24 protein-coding genes are annotated in these 25,541 nt (G+C 42.3%); 12 read left to right on the top strand and 12 right to left on the bottom strand.

The window, feature by feature from the left end:
- Positions 1–14 precede the first annotated feature (14 nt).
- The 3 genes from ENH88_RS20885 to sixA all read right to left on the bottom strand — a co-directional run bounded on the left by ENH88_RS20885 (position 15) and on the right by sixA (position 1,075).
- Entirely contained in the window at positions 15–197 is a 183-nt protein-coding gene (locus tag ENH88_RS20885; RefSeq protein WP_304185275.1) for a hypothetical protein, read from the bottom strand.
- Positions 178–528: a RidA family protein gene (locus ENH88_RS20890; protein WP_016707934.1), complete on the bottom strand. Its 351-nt coding sequence runs from the start codon at positions 526–528 to the stop codon at positions 178–180. The genes ENH88_RS20885 and ENH88_RS20890 overlap by 20 nt, the downstream gene beginning before the upstream one ends.
- 70 nt (positions 529–598) lie before the next feature.
- Complete coding sequence (sixA, locus tag ENH88_RS20895) at positions 599–1,075, bottom strand: phosphohistidine phosphatase SixA (protein WP_304185277.1); 477 nt, start codon at positions 1,073–1,075, stop codon at positions 599–601.
- A 181-nt stretch (positions 1,076–1,256) separates the two neighbouring features.
- Between sixA and ENH88_RS20900 the strand changes: the two genes are divergently transcribed.
- Positions 1,257–3,977: an insulinase family protein gene (locus ENH88_RS20900; protein WP_304185279.1), complete on the top strand. Its 2,721-nt coding sequence runs from the start codon at positions 1,257–1,259 to the stop codon at positions 3,975–3,977.
- 154 nt (positions 3,978–4,131) lie between these two features.
- Positions 4,132–6,264 (top strand): putative bifunctional diguanylate cyclase/phosphodiesterase, encoded by a 2,133-nt coding sequence (locus tag ENH88_RS20905; RefSeq protein ID WP_304185308.1) that lies wholly within the window; start codon positions 4,132–4,134, stop codon positions 6,262–6,264.
- Positions 6,265–6,272: 8 nt separating this feature from the next.
- Here the strand turns inward: ENH88_RS20905 and ENH88_RS20910 are convergent, their stop codons facing one another.
- Both ENH88_RS20910 and yeiP read right to left on the bottom strand, forming a co-directional pair.
- Positions 6,273–6,464, bottom strand: a complete 192-nt coding sequence (locus tag ENH88_RS20910; protein ID WP_304185313.1) for a hypothetical protein — start codon at positions 6,462–6,464, stop codon at positions 6,273–6,275.
- Positions 6,465–6,616: 152 nt separating this feature from the next.
- A complete protein-coding gene (gene yeiP / locus ENH88_RS20915) occupies positions 6,617–7,189 on the bottom strand; it encodes an elongation factor P-like protein YeiP (RefSeq protein ID WP_304185282.1) in 573 nt (190 codons plus the stop codon).
- Between the two features lie 203 nt (positions 7,190–7,392).
- Between yeiP and ENH88_RS20920 the strand changes: the two genes are divergently transcribed.
- Positions 7,393–7,779 carry an MmcQ/YjbR family DNA-binding protein gene (locus ENH88_RS20920; protein ID WP_304185283.1) on the top strand — a complete coding sequence of 129 codons (387 nt, stop codon included), beginning with the start codon at positions 7,393–7,395 and terminating at the stop codon, positions 7,777–7,779.
- Between the two features lie 47 nt (positions 7,780–7,826).
- Here the strand turns inward: ENH88_RS20920 and ENH88_RS20925 are convergent, their stop codons facing one another.
- The 3 genes from ENH88_RS20925 to fadI form a co-directional block, all read right to left on the bottom strand.
- Positions 7,827–8,345: a GNAT family N-acetyltransferase gene (locus tag ENH88_RS20925; RefSeq protein ID WP_304185287.1), complete on the bottom strand. Its 519-nt coding sequence runs from the start codon at positions 8,343–8,345 to the stop codon at positions 7,827–7,829.
- Positions 8,346–8,498: 153 nt separating this feature from the next.
- Positions 8,499–10,796 (bottom strand): fatty acid oxidation complex subunit alpha FadJ, encoded by a 2,298-nt coding sequence (fadJ, locus tag ENH88_RS20930; protein WP_304185289.1) that lies wholly within the window; start codon positions 10,794–10,796, stop codon positions 8,499–8,501.
- On the bottom strand, positions 10,796–12,106 hold the full coding sequence (fadI, locus tag ENH88_RS20935; RefSeq protein ID WP_304185291.1) for an acetyl-CoA C-acyltransferase FadI: 1,311 nt from the start codon (positions 12,104–12,106) through the stop codon (positions 10,796–10,798). Before fadI ends, fadJ begins: the two co-directional genes overlap by 1 nt.
- A gap of 286 nt (positions 12,107–12,392) precedes the next feature.
- On the opposite strand from fadI, the gene ENH88_RS20940 reads away from it, so the two are divergent.
- The 8 genes from ENH88_RS20940 to ENH88_RS20975 all read left to right on the top strand — a co-directional run bounded on the left by ENH88_RS20940 (position 12,393) and on the right by ENH88_RS20975 (position 20,677).
- Positions 12,393–13,349 (top strand): AAA family ATPase, encoded by a 957-nt coding sequence (locus ENH88_RS20940; RefSeq protein WP_304185292.1) that lies wholly within the window; start codon positions 12,393–12,395, stop codon positions 13,347–13,349.
- A gap of 3 nt (positions 13,350–13,352) precedes the next feature.
- Positions 13,353–14,297, top strand: a complete 945-nt coding sequence (locus tag ENH88_RS20945; RefSeq protein ID WP_304185293.1) for a DUF58 domain-containing protein — start codon at positions 13,353–13,355, stop codon at positions 14,295–14,297.
- A 1-nt stretch (position 14,298) separates the two neighbouring features.
- Positions 14,299–14,736, top strand: coding sequence for a DUF4381 domain-containing protein (locus ENH88_RS20950; protein WP_304185294.1), 438 nt, complete (start codon positions 14,299–14,301; stop codon positions 14,734–14,736).
- Positions 14,729–15,715: a vWA domain-containing protein gene (locus ENH88_RS20955; RefSeq protein ID WP_304185296.1), complete on the top strand. Its 987-nt coding sequence runs from the start codon at positions 14,729–14,731 to the stop codon at positions 15,713–15,715. The genes ENH88_RS20950 and ENH88_RS20955 overlap by 8 nt, the downstream gene beginning before the upstream one ends.
- A complete protein-coding gene (locus ENH88_RS20960; RefSeq protein WP_304185297.1) occupies positions 15,715–17,616 on the top strand; it encodes a VWA domain-containing protein in 1,902 nt (633 codons plus the stop codon). The genes ENH88_RS20955 and ENH88_RS20960 overlap by 1 nt, the downstream gene beginning before the upstream one ends.
- Complete coding sequence (locus tag ENH88_RS20965) at positions 17,610–19,253, top strand: BatD family protein (RefSeq protein WP_304185298.1); 1,644 nt, start codon at positions 17,610–17,612, stop codon at positions 19,251–19,253. Before ENH88_RS20960 ends, ENH88_RS20965 begins: the two co-directional genes overlap by 7 nt.
- Before the next feature lie 69 nt (positions 19,254–19,322).
- Positions 19,323–19,880, top strand: a complete 558-nt coding sequence (locus tag ENH88_RS20970; protein WP_304185310.1) for a sigma-70 family RNA polymerase sigma factor — start codon at positions 19,323–19,325, stop codon at positions 19,878–19,880.
- Positions 19,880–20,677 (top strand): DUF3379 family protein, encoded by a 798-nt coding sequence (locus tag ENH88_RS20975; RefSeq protein ID WP_304185300.1) that lies wholly within the window; start codon positions 19,880–19,882, stop codon positions 20,675–20,677. Before ENH88_RS20970 ends, ENH88_RS20975 begins: the two co-directional genes overlap by 1 nt.
- A 136-nt stretch (positions 20,678–20,813) precedes the next feature.
- Here ENH88_RS20975 and ENH88_RS20980 read toward each other — a convergent pair whose 3' ends face one another.
- The 4 genes from ENH88_RS20980 to ENH88_RS20995 all read right to left on the bottom strand — a co-directional run bounded on the left by ENH88_RS20980 (position 20,814) and on the right by ENH88_RS20995 (position 24,760).
- Complete coding sequence (locus tag ENH88_RS20980) at positions 20,814–22,004, bottom strand: amino acid aminotransferase (protein WP_304185301.1); 1,191 nt, start codon at positions 22,002–22,004, stop codon at positions 20,814–20,816.
- A 79-nt stretch (positions 22,005–22,083) separates the two neighbouring features.
- The gene (locus ENH88_RS20985) at positions 22,084–22,743 is read right to left on the bottom strand and encodes a histidine kinase (protein ID WP_304185302.1); all 660 of its coding nucleotides are present in this window, start codon (positions 22,741–22,743) and stop codon (positions 22,084–22,086) included.
- A gap of 62 nt (positions 22,744–22,805) precedes the next feature.
- A complete protein-coding gene (locus ENH88_RS20990) occupies positions 22,806–24,455 on the bottom strand; it encodes an ATP-binding SpoIIE family protein phosphatase (RefSeq protein ID WP_304185303.1) in 1,650 nt (549 codons plus the stop codon).
- Positions 24,455–24,760 carry an STAS domain-containing protein gene (locus ENH88_RS20995; protein ID WP_304185304.1) on the bottom strand — a complete coding sequence of 102 codons (306 nt, stop codon included), beginning with the start codon at positions 24,758–24,760 and terminating at the stop codon, positions 24,455–24,457. Before ENH88_RS20995 ends, ENH88_RS20990 begins: the two co-directional genes overlap by 1 nt.
- A gap of 156 nt (positions 24,761–24,916) precedes the next feature.
- Between ENH88_RS20995 and ENH88_RS21000 the strand changes: the two genes are divergently transcribed.
- Positions 24,917–25,246 carry a stress response translation initiation inhibitor YciH gene (locus tag ENH88_RS21000; RefSeq protein WP_304185306.1) on the top strand — a complete coding sequence of 110 codons (330 nt, stop codon included), beginning with the start codon at positions 24,917–24,919 and terminating at the stop codon, positions 25,244–25,246.
- Positions 25,247–25,541: the final 295 nt, after the last annotated feature.

Consider the following 25,541-nt stretch of genomic DNA (forward strand, 5'->3'; position numbering starts at 1 on the left):
TTTTATAGACTAGTTTATGCAACAAAGAGCAGTTTGGTTACTGTTTTAATGTTTTGTAACACTAGGTTGGCGCAATCATTTGCATCGACTTCATTGTCACAACAAGCAGGCAGTGTTTGCAGTGAACGGCCCGTCGCTTTATTAAAAGCACCAATCAGCCGCTCAATGGCATGCAAGTTATTTGATTGCAGCGACAACTGAAATCTCAACTAATAAGGCATCGCGTGCCATTTTAGCTTCAACACAAGCGCGAGCTGGTGCATGCCCCTCAGGTACCCAGGCATCCCATACCGCATTCATATCAGCAAAATATTCCATGCTTTTTACGTAAATAGTGGCACTGAGCATATGCTCTTTAGAACTGCCCGCTTCATTAAGTAATACTTCGACTTTATCAAGCATGGTTTGCGTTTGTTCGGTGATGTTTTTTTCTGCGTCAGCACACACTTGACCGCATAAATACACGGTGCCGTTGTGCTTAACGATACGGCTCATTCGCGCACCTGTTTGCAGGCGTTCAATTGTCATAGTTAGTCTCAGCTAAATTAGTGTGACGCTAATTTAGCAAATTTGGTTCTGAACGCAAGGTTGTACGAGGCTAAACTTCAACGTTACTTGGGGCGTGAATACTGAGGTATTGGCTTTTTTGATTGTTTTCGTCATAACTGATCACGGCAACGGCCCCGGTATTAAAGATTGGCATATTTCCGGCACTTAGTTGGTCAACTAAATAACTAACAATAGGCATATGTGCCACCACTAACCAGGTATCACATTCAGGGTGCATTGCTATTAGGGTTTCTAAATAATCCCCGGCAATTTGTGGATTGCCTTCAGGTACTATGTCCGTGCAGGTTTCTTCAAATAAAAAAGCATTATGCTTTTTTACCCCTGCAGCAGTTTGTTGAGCACGAATGTAAGGGCTCACCAACAAGGCGCAAGGTGCATAGCTTGCTTGCAACCATAAACCCATTTTTTCAGCCTGTTGCTGGCCAACCGAGGTCAAATTTCTACTTGCATCGTCGGCTTGCATTGGAGTCGCTTCGCCGTGGCGCATTATTAGGATTGTTTTCATAAAAAATCAACCAATTAAAGAATATAAAACAGTAGCCAGTTTGCCTGTTTGTCCGCTATATTAAAACAACGTCATACATTTTCGCTTATGATATTCAGGTAGAAATCGCTAAGCAATTTAATCGCAGCCCTGAAGTTATCATTGTTGTTAACGAGTAAACTTAACGTCTCAGGAGCATCATTTGAATATCAGCCGCAATGATAACAGAACATACCGTGCCCTTACACTGGACAATGGTCTAAAAGTCCTGTTAGTGCAAGATAAAGATTCAACTAAAGCCGCCGCATCTATGGCAGTAAATGCCGGGCACTTTGACGATCCGCTTGACCGACAAGGGCTAGCGCACTTTTTAGAGCACATGCTCTTTTTAGGCACAGATCAATTTCCTGAATCTGGTGGCTTTGGCAATTTTGTTTCCCAAGCAGGCGGTAATACCAACGCGTGGACTGGTACTGAACACACCTGTTATTTCTTTGATATTAACAGCCAAGAATTTGAGCAGGCGCTGAACCAATTCAGCCGTTTTTTCATTGCCCCTTTACTCAACCCAGCAGAAACCGAAAAAGAACGAAATGCCATTGATGCTGAATTTAAATTAAAAATAAAAGATGATGGCCGCCGTATTTACCAAGCGCATAAAGAAACCGTCAACCCTGCACATCCTTTTGCAAAATTCTCAGTAGGCAATCAGCAAACATTAGCTGATCGCGATGGTTGTGTCAGCAAAGAGTTACGTCGTTTTTTTGAAGACTATTACCAAGCACAATGGATGAGCTTAGTGATCTGCGCAGATGCAGAAATAGACACTATGGTGCAATGGGTCAACACCCTGTTTAGCGATATTAAAGGTCAACCAAAAGCAAAGCCGGCTATTGCTGCATCCCTGTATCGCTCACAAGATCTCTGTAAAGTACTGCATATAGAACCACATAAGCACATGCAAAAGCTCATTGTTAGTTTTGCAATGCCAAATATCGATGAGTTTTATCGGCATAAAACAGTGAGCTTTATTGCCCACTTATTAGGCTACGAAGGACAAGGCTCGCTGTATTCTATTTTAAAAGCACAAGGTTGGATCAATGCACTCTCTGCGGGTGGTGGTATTAATGGCAGTAACTTTAAAGATTTTAATATCAGTATGGCGTTGACCGACGAAGGCATTGAATACTATGAAGACATTGTGGAAATGGTGTTTGAGTATATTTGTTTAATTAATCAAAACATCGATAAATTACCACGCTTATATCAAGATAAAAAAAATCTACTGCAAATTGCCTTTGATAACCAAGAAAAAGCACGGCTGATCGACTGGGTTAGTAACCTAAGTATTAATATGCAGCACTATGATGAAGCCAATTATGTACAAGGCGACTACCTGATGGATGGCTTTAATCAAACCGCGCATCAAACCGCAATGCAATGGTTAACACCACATAATATGCGCTTGGTGTTGATCCACCCAGACGTAGAGCCAGAACATACCACTCAGTGGTACCACACACCGTATCGGGTCGAAAGTATTTCGAGCTGTTGGCTTGAAGCATTATGCGAAATTAACACTCCACTACCAGAAATGCTGTTGCCCACAGCAAACCCTTACTTAAGCAAGGAAGTGTCGCTGTATGCTGTTGGTCAACCGCACTCAAAGCCACGACTGTTAGTAAAAGAGCCTGGCTTTGATTTTTGGTTCAAGCAAGACAACACCTTTCGGGTTGCCAAAGGTCATTTTTATTTAGCAATGGACTCAGACTTTGCCGTTAAAGACATTAAACACATGGCACTGACGCGATTATTTGCCGACTTATTTATGGACAGTGTTGCAGAGCAGTTTTACCCCGCCGAATTAGCCGGTTTAAGTTACCACTTAACCTCACATCAAGGTGGCTTAACCTTGCACACTGCGGGGCTCTCATCAAGCCAGTTAGAATTGGTTGATGAACTACTCGAAGCTTTATTTAATGTTGATATTTGCGCCAAACGCTTTGCTGAGTATAAAAAACAGTTAGTTCGTCATTGGCGTAACAGTAATCAAAATAAACCTGTTGGCGAATTATTTAGCGTACTTGGCGCAAAAATAATGCCATGGAACCCCGAGCCAGAACAACTTGCTGTTGCCCTTAAAGATACCAGTTTTCATCAATTTAATTGTTTTCGTCGCGAGTTTTTTCATGCCTTGCATGTTGAGTCATTTTTACATGGTAACTGGCGCGAAAGTGATGCGATAGAATTTCAAAAGAAAGTAGCTCACCACTTAGCCAAATCAGCCACTATCGAAGATTTGACGCGGCCATTGTTTGAAATTGAACAAATCACCCGCTCACAACTAAGCCTCAATTGTAACGATTATGCGATGGTTATTTATTATCAAGCACAAACCGATGACGTAGTTGAAAAAGTCAAAATGATGGCGCTCAACCACCTTATTAATCAAGACTACTTTAACGAGTTACGGACCAAACAACAGTTAGGCTACTTGGTTGGTGCCGGTTATGCGCCTTTTAATACAAGAGCTGGGATTGCGTTTTATGTGCAGTCACCAAATTATTCAGCAAACGCGCTGCTTGAGCGCCATAATTCATTTATTGCGCATTACCTTGGCTCATTACAACAACTCGACGAACAACAATGGCAGCAGCAAAAGCATGGTTTAATCACCCATATTGCCGAAAAAGATAAAAATCTCCGACTGCGTTCACAACGCTTATGGCTTGCCATTGGTAACCAAGATCATCATTTTCATATGCAACAAAAACTGTTGGCGGCACTCGACAATCTCAGTTTAGAGCAAATGATAGCCTACATTCGCGAGACTTTTTCCGCAGATAGACCAAGATATGAACTAACTAGCGTGCCTAAAGCAAACAAGTCGACAAAAACTATGCTTTCTTCGCAATCTCTTTGACACAACCGCGCGCTTCAATTAGATTATCAGGTGCAAAATACAGAAGTGCCCTATGATAATAAAAATAATATTCAACACATTCATATTCGCCTCATTATTACTCTGCTTTAGCCCATTGGGCTATAGCGAGCAATTAGTCGATCAGCAAACTTTAATGCTTTATTTACCGAGCGCATTTGTTACAATAGTGCTGCCTTATTTATTATTCACAATTTACAAATTACGCCGCTCACGACGCCAATTATGTATTTCTGAACGGCGCTTGAAAAGCACTGTAGAGGGCAGCGGTGACACGCTCTGGGATTGGAATATAAAAACCGGTGAAGTGCTGCGCATTAACGATAAGTACATGATGGATAAAAATACCATCATTGACATCCCCCCTAATAAAGCCCTGATCCACCCAAATGACATAGCTCAAGTAGAACTACTGTTAAAGCAACACTTTGCAGAGCAAACCGCCTTTTTTGAAGCCAGTTACCGAATCAAAGACAGTTTTGACCGCTGGCACTGGGTGCTCGACAGGGGCAAAATAATTGAAAAAGACACCAACTTAAACCCACTGCGGATGACCGGTACGGTGCGTGACATCAGTCAATTAAAGTCAACCGAAGCGCGGCTCAATCTGTTTGCTAAATGCGTTGAATCACTCACCGATGCGCTGGCAATTTATGATAAAAACTTTAATTTGGTTGATCTTAATCCCAGCTTTTTGACTCAGTTTGGCGGTAATCGCGATAATTACTTAAATAAACCGTTTACCCTACCCGGCTACGAACAAAGCTATATTGATGATATTAAAGACACTGTACGCGCCACCGAGCACTGGCAACAAGAAGTAAAATTGCGTAACAGTGAGCGAAAGTTGCTGCCGATTGAAATTTCAATTGATGAAATTAAAAACGAACATAATCAAATTTGTAATTATGTAATTGTTTTTTCAGATTTAACCGAACGGAAAAAAGCAGAATCACAACTACATAACTTATCAAATCGAGACCGCACAACCGGCCTGCCAAACCGAAATCTATTTTTTACCGACTTAAAAAAGCTCGCAAAAAAAGACAACCATCATGCGCTACTGGTTTTTGATTTAGATAACTTTAAAAAGATTAATGACTCATTAGGCCATCAACTCGGCGATAGTTTACTGGCTAAACTGGCAATGCGGTTAAACAAACTGACTCGTGAAAAAGATGTATTTTATCGTTTAGGCGGCGATGAATTTGCACTGGTTATGTCTGGCACTAACGATATTCATACCATCACTCGCATGGCAAAGCAGTTTTTAGCCGCCATTGCCACGCCATTTAAAATGGCTGGTCATGAATTGGTGATCACCTCCAGTGTAGGTATCGTGCTATTTCCTGAAGACGGCAACACCCCTGAATTGTTGCTTAAAAATGCCGACACTGCGATGTACCATGCGAAAAAGAAAGGCAACAGCTACTTATTCTTCAATGACACCATGAATCGCCAAGCCGTTAAACGTTTGCAAATTGAAAACCTGATGCGGTTTGGTTTAAAAGAAGATCATTTTGAAGTGTACTATCAACCAAAAATGAATATTCGCACGGGTAAATTTACGGGTATGGAAGCCTTAGTGCGCTTTATTACCCCGAAAAAAGGCATTATCAGCCCTGGCGTGTTTATTCCCATCGCTGAAGAAACCGGGCAAATTATTGAAATTGGTGAAGTGGTACTTCATAAAGCCTGCCGCGATGTCAAAGCATGGCTAGACGCTGGTTTATTTAATGGTCGTGTTGCGGTGAACTTATCAGCTAAACAATTTAGCCTACCCGATTTAACCACCCGTATTGATGTAATTTTGCAAAACCATGCCCTGCCATCGTACTTTTTAGAACTTGAAATTACCGAAGGGACGGTAATGGACGATCCACAAGATGCTATTACCATCATGCGCTCGCTCAGTGCCCGTGGCATTCATTTAGCGATGGATGACTTTGGCACAGGTTACTCATCATTAGCGTATTTAAAGCAATTCCCGCTTAATACTTTAAAAGTTGATAAAGCCTTTATTGATGATATGCAAACCGAGCGTGGCCGGAATATGGTGGATTCTATTGTTACGATTGCTCATAATTTAGACTTACATGTAGTGGCCGAAGGGGTTGAGCAAGCGGATCAAATAGAGACCTTAAAAGCGCTTAACTGCGAAACAATGCAAGGCTACTATTATTCAAAACCGCTCTCGCGAGTTGAATTTACTGAATTCTTGAAGAAACAACAAAACCAAGCGGCACTGAGTTTAGTACATCAAGCATAACGCGCTTGTTAGGGTCGCCAAACACATGCTTGTATACCCACACAACGTAGTAATGCGCGACGATAATGCAAATTAAACAAACACCACCCAATCGGACCTAACAGCCCTGCAAGCAGTAACCAGCGCTTAATCGGCATACCTTTTTTAATCGCCTCTGAATACATAACGACAATAGATACTACGCTGAGTAAAAAGTACAAAAGCAGCCTCGTTTGTTCGGTTTTAAAAATAAGCGCGCAGTGTAGCCAAAGCATGCACTGATTTAAAGTACTGCGTGCAAATAATGAGCATAAATCATAGTGATATAAAAAAACCGACAGAATGTGTCGGTTTTTTCAATGCACAGGCGTAGTTACTTTTCAGCACGGCCCATGAATTTATGCTCCGCGGTATTAATACGGATGCGGTCACCGGTAGAAATATGCTCAGGTACTTGAATCGTTAAACCCGTTGATAAGCGAGCAGGTTTTGAACGTGCGCTTGCTGAAGCGCCTTTGATTGATGGGTCTGTCTCTTCAACCACAAGTTCAACGCTTGAAGGTAAATCTAAGCCCACTGGCGCGCCATCAATAACAATGACGTGCACACCTTGAGTTTCTTCATTAACGAATAAAATTTCTTCGCTGATCGCTTCTTTATTAAGATTATATGGCGTGTAATCTTCGTTATCCATAAATACGTATTCTTCGCCATCTAAATACGAGAACATTGCTTCACGACGCGTTAAATCAGCTAGTTTTAACATGTCGCTATCTTTGAATGTTTCATCTACTTTGCTACCAGTTACTACATCGTACAAGCGCATACGATACAAACTTCCACCAGCACGGCCTTGTGGTACAGAACGAACAATATCTTTAACCACTAAAACGCGGCCATTAAACTCAATCGCAGTACCTTTTTTAACTTCACTTGCCTTTGGCATCAGTGTATTTCCTATAATTTATAAATCCCCAGAAACATACCACGAACTGGATTTTCTTCAATAAGAAAATATCACATACCGCTATTTTTCTCGTAGGGCCTGTATTTACTCATAAATTTTACCTATTAATCGATTTTTTCATGACTAAACTACGAAAAAGCTGCTATGGTTAAAATACCAAAAATGACTTCAAGGACTGGATCATGGATCAGCACACTGCACATGAGTATTTAGCAAAAAAACCTCTGGTTATGGTTACCCAACCTTTCGGCCAAGAAGTTGATGTATATAAAGTAAACCATAAAATGTTTGCCACTTTATCGGTTGGCAACGAAGGGCAAACCGACGAAGATGGCAACCCTATTTGGTGGATGAATTTAAAATGCGACCCCGATGAAGCGCAAGCACTACGTGATATTTTTCCTTCAGTGATCCCAGGCTATCATATGAATAAACGGTTATGGAATACTGTTATTTTAGATGGCTCAATCCCGCAAGGTGAAATTGAACGTATGATTGATAATTCATTTAATTTAGTGGTTGCCAATATGCCGGAAAAAGATCGCAAAGCGATTGAGATTCATATGTAAGTCAAAATGTTGTACTGCTCAAGCTACTTGCTCAGTACAACTTAGCCCTACTCCATACACGTTAGTAAAAAATGATGATCATCAAATAACACTCCAGCAATTTCGTAAGCTAATGGTGCAACCTTTATTAATTTAAAGCCACATTTTGCCAGCACTTTTTCTGAGCCTACATTCCCTTTCGTAACCACAGCAGTAAATTGTTGAATATTAAATGCTGTCGTCGCCCATGTTAAAAATGCTTGTAGTGCTTCAGTTGCATAACCTTGACCATAAAACTCGGGCATTAACAAATAGCCAACTTCGGGAGTGTTTGATGATGAAGTTGTAAGCCCTGTGACGCCCACTTTTTTGCCTGTTGATGTTTCAATGATCAGCAAACACAAAGGCGTATTGGCTGTAGGATGCCACGGCGCCAACCGCTGCATAAACTTACTACGTATTTGCGTATCTGAGGGCCTGTCAAAGCATTTTTCAATAACGCATGGCTCATCATGCAAAGCTAAAAAGAACGGCCAATCGTCTTGTTCGAGGAGTCTCAATTGTAATCTTGCAGTGCTGATGTTCATTAGCAGTCTTTACACAGTCTCAGTTACGGATGACCCTGTTATAACAACTAAGCCAAATAATTTCAGCAACTAAAATTTTTAATCCTAAATTCTGGGCATAAAAAAACGCACTGCAAACTATTCAGTGCGTTTTTAATAACTAGCAATTAAATACTATTTCACTTTATCACCGCTTGCAGCAGCTGAGTTGGTGTCTGTTACCGGTTCAGCTTCATTAGTTGGCGCTGGCGGAACAATAACCTCTTCAGCCTCAACCGATTCGACAGGTTCTACATCGGTATCGTCTTGCGTAGCCGTCACGGTTTGTTCTACCACGACTTCTGCAGTACTTGGCTGTGCAGGCTCAAGCTGATAAAAGCTCGCACCAGCATCCGCCATCGCCACCAAAGGCGCACACGGCGCAAATACCGGATTAAAATTAGCAAAAGTAGCCATTTCTGAGCTGACTTTGTTTGCGCCAAGTTTATCCATATAGCTAAATGGACCACCTAAAAATGGTGGGAAGCCAATACCGAATATAGCGCCAATATCGCCATCACGCGGACTGGCAATAATGCCTTCATCTAAACAACGTGCGGCTTCGTTAAGCATTTGCGATACACAACGTTTAGCAATTTCGCTTTTATTTAAACGCGGTGATGGGTTCACGCCGAGTAATTCGTAAACAGATGCGTCTACTTTTTTACCTTTCTTATCATAAAGATAAAAACCACGGCCAGTTTTACGGCCTAAGCGTTTGGCATCAATTAAACGTGAAAATGCATCGGGTGCTTTAAAACGATCGCCCAGTTCTTGTTCAAGGATTGGTGCAATTTTAGAGCCGATATCAATACCCACTTCGTCCAATAGCGCTAATGGCCCAACAGGGAAACCAAATTCAACTAATGCCGCATCAATCTTTTCAATCGGTTCGCCAGCAAGTAATAAGTTAGCCGCTTCATTCACATACGGCGCTAAAATACGGTTAACGTAGAAACCGGCTTTATCTTTAACCACAATAGGCGTTTTACCTTGCTTACGGGCAAAATTTACAATTCGTGCGATGGTCTCTTCTGAGGTGCCTTCGTGTGGAATGATTTCAACCAATGGCATTTTCTCAACCGGTGAGAAATAATGCAGGCCAATAACATTCTCAGGACGGGCAGCCTGTGCAGCTATTTGTGAAATAGGCAGTGATGAGGTGTTACTAGCAAAAATGGTGTTGTCTTGGCATTCACGCTCTACATCGGCCACCATACCTTGTTTTAGGCTGAGGTCTTCAAATACCGCTTCGATCACCAAATCAATGTGCTTAAAGCCACTGTAATTAGTGGTACCAGTAATTCTGTTCATGGTTTGTTGCAGTTCAGCTTGAGATAAAATGCGGCGTTTTTGCTTTTTATCTAAAATTTTATAGCTGTAATTCATAGCATTACTAATGCCCTGCTCTGCAACATCTTTAATACGCACTGGCACGCCAGCTTTTACGGCACTCACATGAGCAATACCTGCGCCCATTAAACCGCCGCCTAATACAGCTGTTTTAGTGATTGCTGGTGCATCATCGTTACGCCATTCTTTTTTCATTTCGGTGGTGGCAAAAAAGATCCCACGTAATGATTTAGACTCACTGCTCATTACTAATGTAGCAAAGCCTTCCGCTTCTGTTTTATAGGCTTTAAGCTCATCCAGCTCAACACTTGCGCGTATTGCTTTAATGATAGCCAACGGCGCTGGATAATGACCACCGGTTTTTTTCAGCACATTTTCTTGTGCTTTTTTAAAGATAATATTACGGCCAAACGGATTCGATTCTAGTAATTGGCTAATACGATCAAGCTTTGGCTTGGCCGCTTTCGCTTTACCTTTTAAAGCAAACTCTTTGGCTACTTTTAGCAATACGGTCTGTGGTACACAATCATCTACCAAACCTGCTTTTTTAGCTTGTTTAGCGCGAATTTGTTTACCCGTTAAGGTCCACTCAAGGGCTTTTTGCAAACCAACCAGTTTAGGCAAGCGTTGCGTTCCACCACCACCAGGTAATAAACCAAGTTGCACTTCAGGTAAGCCGAGTTTAGTGATATCGCTGTCTGTACATACGCGATAATCGCACGCTAAGGCAAATTCTAAACCACCACCCAATGCCGCACCATGAATGGCACTGACAGTTGGAAATGGCAGTTTTTTCATATCAAAAAATGCACGGTGGCATAATTCGCTGATCGCCAATGCATCATCACGACTTTGCACGTTATCAAGCATTTTTACATCGGCACCAGCAATAAAGTTATCGCTTTTACCACTAATGAATACCATGCCTTTCACTGACTGCTGTTTTGCGTCATCAAGCAAGGCTTTTAGATCATCTGCAAAGCTGTCGCGCAGGGTATTCATTTTTTCACCCGGCACGTCGATTGTTACAACAGCAAGTTTTTGCTCATCTATTGCTAAACTAAATACTGAATCTGTCATTACGCACTCTCCAATACAAAGGCTGCACCTAATCCGCCTGCAGCACATGCAGTCGTTAGTGCTAAACCACCGCCGCGGCGGTTAAGTTCATGTAAACTTTGGGTGATAAGTCGTGCGCCAGTGGCCGCAAATGGGTGACCATATGCCAGCGAGCCGCCTAAAACATTAAACTTATCCATGTTAATTTCGCCAATCGCTTTACTGCGACCGAGTTTTTCTTGGGCAAACTTATCTGAAGCAAACATTTTCATATTCGCCAGCGTCTGCGCTGCAAATGCTTCATGCATTTCAATTAAATCAAGATCGGCAAGCGTTATGCCTGCTCTTGCTAATGCAATCGGCGTTGAGTGAGCGGGCCCCATCAGCATGTCTTCATTCACACCAATGGCAGAGAATGCAAAGCTACGTACATAACCTAAAATGTTATAGCCTAAAGCTTTGGCTTTGCTTTCACTCATCATTAATACCGCTGCTGCGCCATCGGTTAGCGGGGTTGAGTTTGCAGCCGTAACTGAGCCATGTTGGCGGTCAAACGCTGGTTTTAATTTAGCGTACCCTTCAACCGTTGAATTATGACGAATATTATTATCTTGCTCAATAAAGCTTTTATATGGCGGTAAATGCGCGGTCATCACTTCATCAGCAAGTTTGCCATCAGCCCAAGCTTGGCTGGCAAGTGTATGTGAACGATGGGCAAGCGCATCTTGATCTGTACGGCTAATACTATGGGTTTTTGCCATTTGCTCGGCAGTTTGACCCATAGACAAACCAGTTGAATATTCTGCAACCGCAGGCGGTACTGGTAATAAATCTTTTAAACGCAGCTTTGAAAATATTTTTAAACGCTGACCTAAAGTGCGCGCTTTATTTAAATCAACCAGACTACCGGCTAATTTCTTACTCACGCCGATTGGCAATACTGATGACGAATCAGCACCACCGGCGATACCCACTTGTACTGAACCTGCCATAATTGACTCAGCCACATTGGCAATCGCTTGAAAACTGGTCGCACAAGCGCGTGATACAGAATAGGCATCAACAGAGACTGGCATGCCAGTACCCAAGACGATTTCGCGGGCAATGTTTGGCGCTTCTGGCATTTGTACTACTTGACCAAACACTAATTGATCAATTTCAGATTTATCAAAGTTAAGACGTTCAAGCATTTCGTTAACGACTAACTTACCCAGATCAAGGGCTGGTATATGGTGAAATGCAGTCGCTTGTTTAGCGAATGGTGTACGTAAACCACTGACGATGGCGATACGATCGCCCTTTGCTGTTTTTAGTATGTTTTGCTCAGACATTAATGCTCTCCCGCTGACAGGTCTGACCTGTTTGTTTTCCTCGATTCTAAACAACCCGTGTACTAAAGCCAATAGCGAAATTGAAAATAGTATAATTAGTTACCAACAATAGGCTTTTTTTGGCGTATTTACAAAAAATACCTTTATTTCTATGCTAGGGTAAAAATCCTTAAAAAATAACGAACTATTTTGTAAATTTAAGTCTAACACTTGTGTTATAGAACAATAATCCCAATAACCATTAAAGCTTTTTATAAACCTTGCAAATCAGGACAGTTTTTTTACTATGGCCACTAACGCATTCTCACAATTAAAAACTTATTTAGATAGCCAAATTATTGGCCAACCAGAATTAACGCAAGCACTACTTATTGCTATTTTAGCCGATGGTCACTTATTAGTAGAAGGCCCGCCTGGGCTGGCTAAAACTCGCGCAGTAAATGCATTAGCCAAAGGCGTTGAAGGCTCATTCCAACGCGTCCAGTTTACCCCAGATCTATTACCTGCTGACGTAACCGGTACCGATATTTATCGTCAACAGACCAGCGAATTCGTATTTGAAAAAGGCCCGCTATTTCATAACCTTATTTTAGCCGACGAAATTAACCGTGCCCCCGCTAAAGTGCAATCAGCCTTATTAGAAGCGATGGCTGAGCGCCAAGTCACCGTTGGTAAAAACACTTATCCACTGTCGGATTTATTTATGGTGATGGCAACCCAAAACCCACTGGAGCAAGAAGGCACTTATCCGCTACCAGAGGCGCAATTAGACCGTTTTTTACTGCACCTAAGCATTGATTACCCAGGCGCCGAGCATGAGCTTGATATTTTACGCCTTACCCGTGGCGAAGCGTTGAGCGAGCATCAAGCCCCTGCTCAAAAAATTAGTCAAAGCGATTTATTTGCTTCTCGTAAAGCCATTTTAGGCCTGTACTTAGCCGAACCGCTAGAGCAATATTTAGTGCAACTTATTATTGCTACGCGTGAAGGCGCAAAACTGGACGCTCAATTAGGCAGTTGGATCGAATATGGCGCAAGTCCGCGTGCCACCATCGCCCTTGATAAATGTGCCCGTGCTCACGCATGGTTACAAGGCCGCGATTTTGTTGCTCCAGATGATATTCAAGCTGTGTTACATAATGTGCTGCGCCATCGCATTATTTTAAGTTATGAAGCACAAGCCGATGGCGTTACTAAAGATCAAGTCATTAGCCGTATTTTAGAACTTGTTGCCGTGCCATAAACCATGCAAAGCCAATTAGATAACCAACAGTGGCTCAGCCTAAGTCATAGCCATGGGGTCGACTTAGGCTTGAAAGAGCTGATGTATTATAAAGCGAAAGCTCGCTTATTAGAGCTTGCGCCAAAAGTTAAAATTAGAAATAGCTTAACCGGCCAATATCTCGCGCCTCATAAAGGCCGCGGTATGGAGTTTGCTGAAGTACGTCATTATCAACAAGGCGATGATATTCGCTCAATTGATTGGCGCGTTACAGCACGTACTGGTGAAACGCACACTAAGCTTTTTCAAGAAGAAAAAGAACGGCCAGTGTTTGTGTTTAGCGACTTTTCTAATTCAATGCTGTTTGGCTCAAAGCTGTTACTTAAATCTGTGCAAGCGGCGCATATCAGTGCCTTGGTTGCGTGGTCAGCGTGTCAACGCGGCGATCGCATCGGTGGCATAGTGTTTAACCAACATGGTCATTTAGAGCTCAAACCCAGCGCCCGCGAAAAAGCCGTGTTAAAACTGTGCCACAATTTATGTGCAAGCCACCAACAAGCACTCGCGCAGATTGATGAGCCCGCAGAAAATAAACTCAGTGACAACCTAAAGCGTTTAAATCATTTAGCCAAACCTGGCAGCTTAGTCTATTTAGTGTCAGATTTTAGTGCCTTAGATGATGCCAGCTTTAAACAACTCGAAATACTGAGTCGACATTGTGAGTTAATTGGTTGCCATATTAGCGATCCATTTGAACACCAATTGCCTGCTTTTAAACAAACAGTGACCGTAAGCGCCAATGGCAGTGACTTTGCCCTGCCGCTGATGGATAAAACTTTTCGTGATAAATTTGCGAAAACGGCTGAGCAAGCATTTACTACGCGAATGCAACGCTTAACTAAATCGGGTCTTAATTTAATATCATTCAATGCAGCCACACCGCTTGAGCTGCAATTAGTGAGAAAGTAACATGCAAACCTCTCCATTAGCTGGCCTTCATGATGTGATTGTGCCAAACCATGTTTCTTGGTGGCCATTGGCACCCATTTGGTGGGTCATCATTGCCACACTGCTACTGGCTATTGGCTATATAAGTTACACCTTGTATCAAGCTTACCAGTTTAAAAAAGCCAAACGTCACGCTATTTCCCTCAGTGAACAGCACGCAGAAGATGTTCAGCAACTGCATATTTTAATTAAGCGACTGGTGTTACATTACTACGCGCAAAGTGCGACATCACAGGGTACTAAACAGTGGTGTAACACGCTAAATAAGCTGACCGGACAACAATTTACTGAGCTTGAACTAATGAGCCTTTATCAACCACAAAGTAATCAAACTGCGCTGGCTAATAAATTAAAACTCGCTATTGCGCAATTTAAATTAAAGGAGCCGCTGAATGTTTGAATTTAGCTGGCCTTGGCTATTTGTATTATTACCCTTACCTTGGTTATTGCGCTTACTTAAGCCGTTAGCCAGTGAGGGCAGCACCCGCTTACGTATTCCTGGTTTTGCCAAACATAACTTAGCGTCACAGGTTGCTCAGCAGCATACACGCGGTATCAGTGTGTTCGAATGGTTAGTGTGGGCATTGTTAGTTTGCGCTATTGCTAACCCAACTTGGCTTGATGAACCCATCACACTGCCTAACGAAGGCCGTGACATCATGCTCGCGGTGGATTTATCCGGTTCAATGACCGAGCAAGATATGGCTTATCAGGGCCAATATGTTGACCGTTTAACTATGGTAAAAGCGGTATTGAGTGACTTTATAGAGCAGCGCCAAGGTGACCGTTTAGGATTGATTTTATTTGGTGATACGGCATTTTTACAAACCCCGCTTACCCGGGATGTAAAAACAGTGAGTCAAATGCTTTCAGAAGCACAAATTGGCTTGGTTGGCCGCGCCACTGCTATTGGTGATGCGCTGGGCTTATCAGTAAAACGTTTTGCCAGTAAAGATGAAAGTAACCGCATTGTGGTGTTATTAACAGATGGTCAAAACACCGCCGGTAACTTAGATCCAGAAGAAGCCCTACTGCTTGCTCGCGAAGAAGGCATTAAAGTGTATACCATAGGCGTTGGCTCTGATAACCCCCGTGGTTTTAGCTTGTTTAATATGGGTGGCATGAGCGGCGGTAGTTTAGATGAAACTCTGCTAAAACGTATTGCTGAGCAAACAGGTGGCCTCTATTTTCGTGCCAAAGACGTCGCCGGCTTACAACAAATTTATCAAGAGCTCGATAAGCTCGAGCCGATCAGCGCTGATGAACAAACGTTTCGCCCACAAACGGCATTATTTTATTACCCATTACTCATTGCACTGGCCTTGATTGGTTTGCGCGTTATGTTCACCACCGCCAAAACATTCAGACAGGAGGCCTAATGGACTTTGAATTTATTCGCCCAGCAGTATTATGGCTATTAGTGCCTGTGTGTTTAGTGTTTACTATTGCAATGTTGCAACACAAAAAAAGCAATCAAGGTGAATTAATTGCGCCTCACTTAGCAAAATTTGTGATCAACACCAATAACCAACAGCATAGCCAACCTATTTGGCTGATTGCATTATTTGCAGTTTTGGCCGTTATTTTTAGTGCCGGACCCAGTTTTGAAGAAAAACAAGTGCCGGTGTTTCAAAGCAAAAATGCCCGGGTGATTGTGATGGATATGTCGCTATCGATGTACAGCACCGATATCGCGCCCAGTCGTTTAGTGCAAGCGCGCTTCAAGGCGCTGGATATGATCAAACTATTTAAAGAAGGCGACACTGCGTTAGTGGCCTATGCCGGCACCGCCTATACCATTTCGCCGTTAACTAATGATGCCGCCACGCTGGAAAATTTAATTCCAAGTTTAAGCCCAGATATCATGCCTGATAAAGGCTCCAACGTACTTGCTGGGCTTGATGCAGCAACAGAGTTATTAACCCAAGCAGGCTACCTCGAAGGTGACATCATTTTAGTCACCGATGGCATTGAGCAAAGTGAACAAAGCGATATCAGTCAATTTACGAGTAACAATCCATATCGCCTCAACATTTATGGTGTGGGGACCGAGCAAGGCGCGCCAATCAAACTCCCTGAGGGAGGATTTTTAAAAGATAATTATGGGCAAATTGTGGTGCCTACCATGAATATCAGCATGCTCAATAACCTAGCTAAAAACAGTGGTGGCAAATTTACCACTTACCAACCAAGTGAGCGTGATATTCAAGTATTTGCACCGAGTGCCAACAGTGAAATACTAAAAAATGAGAAACAAAGCCAAGCGTTATGGCGCATTGATGCGGGCATTTATGGGCTAGTGATTTTACTGCCTATGATGCTGTGGGTTTTTCGCCGCGGTGCATTTGCAGCCGCGATTGTGGTGGTGAGTTTTTTACCCCAACAAAACGCCTATGCGCTTGAACTGCCTTCAGTATTTAAAAACCAAGATCAACGCGCGCTGGACGCTTACCAACAAGGTGAGTATGAGCAAGCAGCTAGCGCGCAATCTAGCCAATTAAAAGGCGCGGCGCTTTACCAGCAAGGCAATTTTGATGCCGCATTGGCACAGTTTAGCGAAGATAAAAGCGCCACTGGTTTATATAACTACGGTAATGCTCTGGCCAAAGCAGGTAAACTAGAGGAAGCAATTAGCGCCTACCAACAAGCGCAACAGTTGCAAGATAACTTTACCCAAGCAAAGGAAAATCAAGCCTTAGTTGAGCAGTTGCTGCAACAGCAGGAGCAACAACAGCAAGCAGGCCAAGACGGCGAACAAAATCAAGATCAAGACAGTCAAGATGGCGAGCAAGGTCAAGATCAGCAAAATAAAGATAAATCACAACAAGGTGAGCAGCCCTCTCAAGATCAGCAATCTCAACAAGGGGATGAGTCTGAGCAAAATGAGCAGCAACAAGATGGTAAACCTTCCGATCAACAATCTGATGAAAAAAATGATCCGCAAATGGAAGCTGAACCTGAGCAAGGTGACAGCTCTGATGCGCAGCAACAAGATAAACCAAACGAGCCTAAGGATGACCCTGCAAGCGATGAGCAACCAGCGCAACCACAAATGACCCCTGAGCAACAGCAGCAAGCAGAAGACGCGGCGAAACAGCAAGCGATGCAAGCACAAACCGCAGAGCTGACCAATGAAGAAAAAGAGAAAGCCCAACAGTTGAACCAATTGTTGCGCAAAATACCCGATGATCCCGCAATCCTGTTACGTAACAAAATGCAATTAGAAGCCCAAAAACGAAACCATCAACGCCGTCCACAAGGAGTCGAAAAATCATGGTAATGCGATTAATCTGTTGTTTATTGCTTATCAGCGCTATGCCCTCGTGGGCTATTACACAATTACAAGCCAGTGTTGATAAAAACCCAGTGTTAGCGGGTGAATTTTTTATGCTCAATATCAGTGCTGATGACACCATAAAAAATGATCAACCCGACACCTCAGTGCTATTAAAAGACTTTGTGGTTGGCCGCACCAGTGTCAGCACTCGCACAAATATCATCAATGGTAGTATTTCAAAAGAAACCACTTGGTCTATTAAACTCATGACCCGCACTGCGGGGGATTATACCATCCCAGCGTTTAGTATTGCTGGTGTCAGCTCTGCGCCCATTGCATTAAAAGTGGCTGAACGCAGTAAAGATGCGCAGCAAAATAACGATATTTTTATCAAAGCCTCGCTTGCTAATGACAGCTTATTTGTGCAGGAGGCTGGGGTTTACACTGTTAAGCTCTATCTTGCCAAAGAATTACTTGATGGCAATTTAAGCACTCCCACTATGCCAGACGCGCAGCTAAGCCAAATTGGTAAACAAACTGAAAACTACGAACTGATTGATGGCAAACGTTATTTAGTCATCACTCGTGAATATTTAGTGCAACCGCAAAAAAGTGGCAGTTATACAATTCAAGCCCCTGCCTTTCAAGGGCGCATTCGTCAGGACTATCGCCAATTAGATGTCTCAGCGTTGGGCGAAGATGTAAACATTGAGATTAAACCCATTCCAAATGATTACCAAGGTGCGTGGTTACCAAGCGAATTAGTGAGTTTAGATGAGCAATGGCAACCAGAAGATGACACCGTAGAAGTCGGCACCCCGATTACCCGCACGCTGACTTTAACCGCACTTGGCATTACCAAAGAGCAACTACCCGATATTGAACTGCCTGAAATCAAAGGTATTCGCAGCTATCCAGATGAAAAAGAAAATAATCACTTGGTTCGCGATGGCCGGGTAATATCACAACAAACAGCCTCGTACGCATTGTTACCGCAGATGCCGGGCACTTATACACTGCCTGAGGTGAGCGTACCTTGGTATAATACCAAGATTAACCGTATTAGCTATGCAACATTGCCTGCGCGTACCATTACCGTAACGTCAAGCAGTAACGATGTAGTAAATCCGCTACCAGCAGCGCCGACCTCAGCATTGCCAATCACAGAGGATCCATCCTCGCTAAATCAACAGCCTATATTGGTAAATAACACCCCTGTTTGGTTAATTATTGTTAGTGTTATTGGTTATTTACTGTGGTTTATCACGTTAATTTTATGGTTCCGTAGTCGCTCTCAGCGCACTGTTGTTAGCAGCCAGCCTAAAGTAGTAAGCAAAGAGGCGTCAGCGTCATTAGCTGAGCTTAAGAAAATAAGTAAAAATAATGACATAAATGCGTTCTATCAAGCATTGAACCGTTACGCGATACAGCAGACAAAACAACCGCATAGTGCAATAGACAAGTTAGTGCTAGACATTGATAATATTCAACTTAGTCAACAAATTGCTAAACTGCAGTCTGCCCTCTATAGTCCTAATAGCACCGAGGTGGACTTGGCTGCAATTATACATTTGTTAGAAGAGCAGAATAATATTCAGAAGAAATCTCAACAAGCTGTATTAAAAGGACTTTATAAATAGAGTTTGAGTGTATAGGAACTATCCACGCACTTGGACAGCGAATTACTTAAAATAAATAAAAAAGTGCTTATGCTTGGAAATAAAAACTCTAAAAGTCAGGTCTTAGTTGATATGGCAGAGAAAAAAACACGCTATGAAAAACTTGTTCATGTTTATCATAGCGAATTATATCGCTTTGCGTATTGGTTATGCCGCGACCCTAATATTGCCGAAGATCTTGTCCAAGAAACGTTTTTACGTGCTTGGCGTGCCCTTGATTCATTATTAGATCAAAAAGCAGCAAAGCCATGGCTATTGACGATTTTGCGCCGGGAGAATGCCCGCCGCTTTGAACGCAAACAATTTGATTATAGCGATGTTGAAAACGATACCTTAGTTGATGAAAAAAGCGTCACCTTAGATGACGAAATGGAGCAAACAGTGATCCAACGTCAAATCGCTAAGTTACCTGATGAATACCGTGAGCCATTACTACTACAAGTAGTTATGGGTTGCTCCGGTGATGAGATAGCTGAAATATTAGATTTAAATAAGAACACCGTGATGACGCGTTTATACCGCGCCAGAAACCAGTTAAAAGAGGCTTTAAGCCGTGATGATGAACAACTTAAAGGGGCATCAAATTAATGGATGATCTCGAGTTTCGTCGCCGAATTAGCGCACAGCCAAACAGCACAGAGAAGGAACTTTTGGAGTTTGCAGAGCAACATCCTGAGCGACAAGCATTTATAGATGACATGCAAGCGTTTGATACGCAGCTTTCAGGCGCACTGGATATACCTGTGCCAGCGGGTCTTGCTGAGCGTATTTTAGCTAATACTGCAGCTCATGCACAAAACGACGCACCAATTACTGAGCAGCGTTTTACAGAACAAACTGATGCAACCCCATTGCAACAGCCAACAGATAATGTGGTTGAGGCAAGTTCACGCTTTAAACGTGCTCGTTTACCTCTTGCCATGGCAGCCTCATTATTGGTGGCGGTAGGCGCATTTTTCTTTAGCAGCGAACAAAATATTGCGTATGCCGCAGGCGAACATGCACTTGCCCATGTTTATTATGAAATCAACTCGTTACAGAAAACAGAAGCGATCAGTTTAGCAACAGTCAATGAAAAATTTGCAGTCCTTGGCGGTCATTTAGATGAGCTCCCGGGTAAAGTAACGTATTTAATGTTTTGTGACTTTAAGGGTCAAAAAGGGCTGCATCTGGTGTTTGAATCTGATTATGGCCCGATGACAGTTTTTATCGTGCCATCAAAACAGCAGACTTTTGGCATTGGCGACGACGATTTTCAGGATGACCGTTTTGCAGGCCATATTAACCGTGGTGCTGACGCTGATACTATTTTAGTAGCAAGTCTTGGTGCGCCATTAGAAAATTACAATGATCGTATTAATGGTGCGATCCGCTGGTTAAATTAACCTGCCCTTTGCATGGTCGTCATTATGGCGAATGCAATTTAATTGACGCGTAGCTCTAGGCTTTAGATAAAAAATAAAACCGCACAACAATTGTTAGTGCGGTTTTTTATTATTCAATAACGCTATCTAAATAGAATTATTTACAAACGTCTGCAACAGCATTTGCAAAGTAATCGATATTCGCTTGGCTGATACCTGCCACATTTACACGGCTAGAACCAACAATGTAAATACCGTAGTCTTTTTGTAGACGCTCGATTTGCTCTTTATTAATACCTAAGAAAGAGAACATACCGTGTTGACGGTCAATAAACGAGAAGTCTTGAGCAATATCTTTTGCCGCTAGGCTGTCTTTGATCAACGTACGCAGACCGTTAATACGGTTGCGCATTTCATCAAGTTCACTGTGCCATTGTTGAGTAAGCTCTGTGCTGCTTAAAATGGTGTTTACAATGTCGGCACCGTGCGCAGGGGGCATTGAATAAATACTACGTACCACACTTAACAATACTGAGTTTGAAATATCAGCCGTCGCGCTATCTTTCGCAATGATTGAACATGCGCCAATACGCTCACGGTATAAACCAAAGTTTTTCGAACATGACGAACAAATGAGCAGCTCATCAACCGCGTTCGCTAAAATACGTAAACCGTTGGCATCTTCTTCTAGGCTTGAACCAAAACCTTGATACGCGATATCTATCAGTGGAGTAAAGCCAACATCTTTTGCAAGCTCAGCAACTGTATTCCACTGTGTTTCGTTTAAGTCCATACCACTTGGGTTATGACAACATGCGTGTAATAAAACAACGTCACCTTTCGGCACTTGCGTCAGGGTTTCGATCATTTCATCAAATAACAGGTCTTTGTTTTCGTAATCGTAGTATGGGTATTCTTTAACAGTCAGGCCTGCGGCTTCAAATAAGCTAATGTGGTTTGCCCATGTAGGATTTGTAACCCATACTGTCGCACCGGGATTACAGCGAACGATAAATTCAGCTGCAACACGCAGTGCACCTGTCCCACCTGGTGCTTGTGCTGTACGCACACGATTAGCTAATAATGCTTGGTGCTCACCTAATAATAGGTTTTCCATTTTTTGGCAGTAATCTAAGTTACCCGCCAAACCAATGTATGATTTGCTGGTTTCGTTTTCAAGACGGAACGCTTCAGCTTTTTTTACTGCTTTTAATACTGGTGTATTACCTTGTTCATCTTTATAAACACCAACCCCTAAGTCAATCTTATTTGGGTTAGTATCTTGCTTATAGGCCGCCATAAGGCCAAGAATAGGATCAGTTGGTAATGGTTTTAATACTGAGAACATTGACTATCTCTTTCGTTATTTAGGGGTTAGCTGTTGCACTTAGCTTAACATAAAAGCTCACTAGATTGACTAGTGTTATTTACACTAAAAAGTGAGGAATTTTAATACAGCATGCAATTAATAGCGCTAAAGTTTGCTGGTTGAAAAAATCGTTATTAAAGGCTTCACCATCAACAATACCAACGCAGCGATTTGCACTGTCAAAAAGCGGTAAACAGGCTTCTGATTTTACTTTAGGGTCACAGGTATAATATTCACCACCCGCAGCCAAATACTGCGCAACATTGTTGATCACTCGCCCTTTACTACTCAGTGCCACCTGCACATTATTACTGCCGGCTGCAAATGCTTCGGTGAGTGGAAAAAGCGGTCGACTTGGCGCGCCAAAGTAAGCCAGTTTAAGTAATTGCTGGCCCTCTGGCGTTGCTGTGTTTTGGTAAATGCCATACCAGTCAACCTTGGTTTGCGCTACAACGTAATCAACAATCAGTTGTAATTGAGCAAGCTGTTGCGTGGTATGCTGATCTTGCGGTAAAAAGTCAGTGAGTTTAAACGGCTCATCTTGTAAATAACCAAATAAGCTGCACGCGCCACCCTCGCCCAGCTCTGGGATTTGATACTGCCAACGAACAGCGGGAAGCGACTGGCTTAATAAATAATTTTCGAGCTTAGTGAGCTCAGCAGTGACTAACTGAGCAGGCACATCTAGTTGTGCAAGAGATAAATAAGAAGAAACCATTTAGCCATCCAAACATCTAAAAAATGAATCATAGCATGGCTAAACTACCACGACTAGCTTTGTTACTGCACTAATCGATAACACATTTCAATTTGATTACCCGATGCGTTATAAGTCACCTGCTCTGCTATTTCTTCTAATATCGACAGTCCACGACCATGCTCTCGATTATTGCTGTTTGCAGTGCTATCAGTACTTGCAAAGCCATTACCAGAATCACAAATAGTAAAATAAAGGCTTAAAGTGTCAGGGCAATAACGCATATCTACAATGATCAACGCATCCACCAGCTTAGCAAGCGTGGCTTCTCTAAGTTGATAATACTCAATAAAGCCATCTTCTTTATTTTTAATCTCTGAGTCGAGTCCTAACACGCCATGATCGAGTGCATTATTATAGGCCTCAGAAAGTAGTAGGAAAATATCCGAGCGATGAGCTTTTAAGCCACCGACTTGAGTGAGTACTTCGACGATTTCAAGCACCGGATCGGTTTGTTTTATTTGCCGTGAATTAAGCGTTAAAGAAAAATTAAAGGGTAACCGAGAATAAGCGGTTTGCTCTTCAGCCGCGGGAGGAACCGCCACACAATTAAACAGCACTAGACTAAGATCATCTTGTTGTTTGCTACCATGAGCAAACTGAGTCACTTGAGTGATTATATCTTGGCTAGTCACTTTAGGCTTGCTTGCAAGTGCCTTTATAAAGCGTTGCTCTGCAAAAAATTCACCGTCCGCATTAGTCGTTTCTATAATACCATCGGTAGCCAGTGCCAAACGCATGCTAGTATCGACTTCAAAATGAACTAATTCACGTTCAAATTCATCACCTTCTAAAATCCCTAAAGCCATATGCTGTGACTCTAAGGTCTTTAATACTTTGCCTTGTTGATCGATTAAATAGGCATCTGGCAAGCCGCCAAGCCAAACAGAGACACTCTTCCCTGAACTGCTCAACTCGATAATTGTCGCGGCACAAAACATATGCCCAGGCAGTAATTGCACCAATACAGCATTAACTTCAGCAGCAATATCACTCACCGCCATACCTTTGTTAACCATAGTATAAAAAACTTTAGATGCCGGCAGTGCCCCCACAGCAGCCGCTAGCCCATGGCCGGTAAAATCCCCAAGCATACAATACAGGCTACCAATCGGACTTTGTCCAACTAAGCACATATCACCATTGAACATAGACGCGGGTGATAGGTGAAAATCAATGTTGTCAGTAAACTTATATTGGTTCTCTAACGCATTGTTAAAGATATGCTCAACTATTTCGTGTTCACGTTCGGTTTGATTGTAATGATATTCTAATAACTTATTTTGCTCATGAGTTTTTAGGCTAAGTTTGCGGGTACGACTGTGGGCTTTTATTTTTGCGGTTAAAATTACTTTATCAAACGGTTTATGAATAAAATCATCGCCGCCAACTTCTAGGCAGCGCTCAAAGCTGCTTTGATCTTCTAATGACGTTATAAAAATAATCGGTAGGTGAACATCGTTGTATAACTGCTTAATTTTTTTCGCTGTTTCATAGCCATCCATAATTGGCATGATCACATCCAGTAGCACAATATCAATGCTTTGCTGTGCTAATATCGCTAATGCCTCAACGCCATTGGCAGCAGTCGATACCTCGTAATTTTGTTGCTCCAACATCACCTTTAACAGCGTTAAATTTAGTGGTTGATCATCAACAACGAGAATATGCATCAATCAATATCAAACTTTTTATCAAAACGAGAGATTTGCAGAATTTTCTTCAGTTGCGGCTGACAATTACTGATTTGAATTGCATCGACCGAACTGCCTAGGGTTTTTTTCATATTCAATAACATCCCAAGGGCGGAGCTGTCCATATAATCGGTTTCACGTAAGTCAATGACGACCTTAGCGGTTTTTTCACTGATATCGGAATACGCCTGTCGAAATGACTGCACTAAATTAAAGTCAAACTTCCCTTTAATTTGAATAGTCAGCGTCGCACCATCAGCTGATGCACTCGTACTTAGACTCATTTACTTCACTCCTGCTCAGATTATCCATTCTTATTGCTTTAAATATAACTGCTTAAAATTAATTAGCCAAAAATAAAAACACCTAAGCGCAAATTTGTGCTTAGATTTGATATTATAACTGCCATTGTTATTTAACTTTTTCAATGCAGGTTAAGCATGAGTGATAGTAATCTCGTTTATTCAACCGAAACAGGCCGTATCAGCCAACCAAAACCAAGCACAGAAGTGGCAGGTAAAGTATTTAAAGACGGCGCCCTGCGCATCGAACGCCAAACCAAAGGCCGTAAAGGCAAAGGCGTTATGTTAGTAACCGGTATTGACAGCGAGCAACACGATTTAAAAAAACTCGCCAAAACCATTAAAAGTAAAATGGGCCAAGGCGGCGCGGTAAAAGACGGCATCATCGAAGTACAAGGCGACGACCGCGAAAAACTCAAAGCCATCCTAGAAGCACTTAAATTCAAAGTAAAAATTGCCGGCGGCTAAACCCCGGCTTCTGCGGTTTAGTGATATAAAATGAGTTGTTCATGACAATCTGAAATGCATCGTATTTTCACGTATCAATATTAGCCTTCAAGTTCATCCTCATTTACTTCTCATTCTCTTCTCTTTGTGCAAAAGATCTTTAATTGAATTATTCACAACCCCCTGTGTCAGGATAGTTGTCGCCTCTAACTTTTAATAGAGGCAGATATAATGAGACGTCGATTTACACAAGAATTTAAAGTCCAAGCGGTTGAAAAAGCATTATCTCAATGTGATGATGTTCGTCTAGAAGATA

This window comes from Pseudoalteromonas prydzensis (assembly GCF_011050055.1).
GTDB lineage: Bacteria > Pseudomonadota > Gammaproteobacteria > Enterobacterales > Alteromonadaceae > Pseudoalteromonas > Pseudoalteromonas prydzensis_A.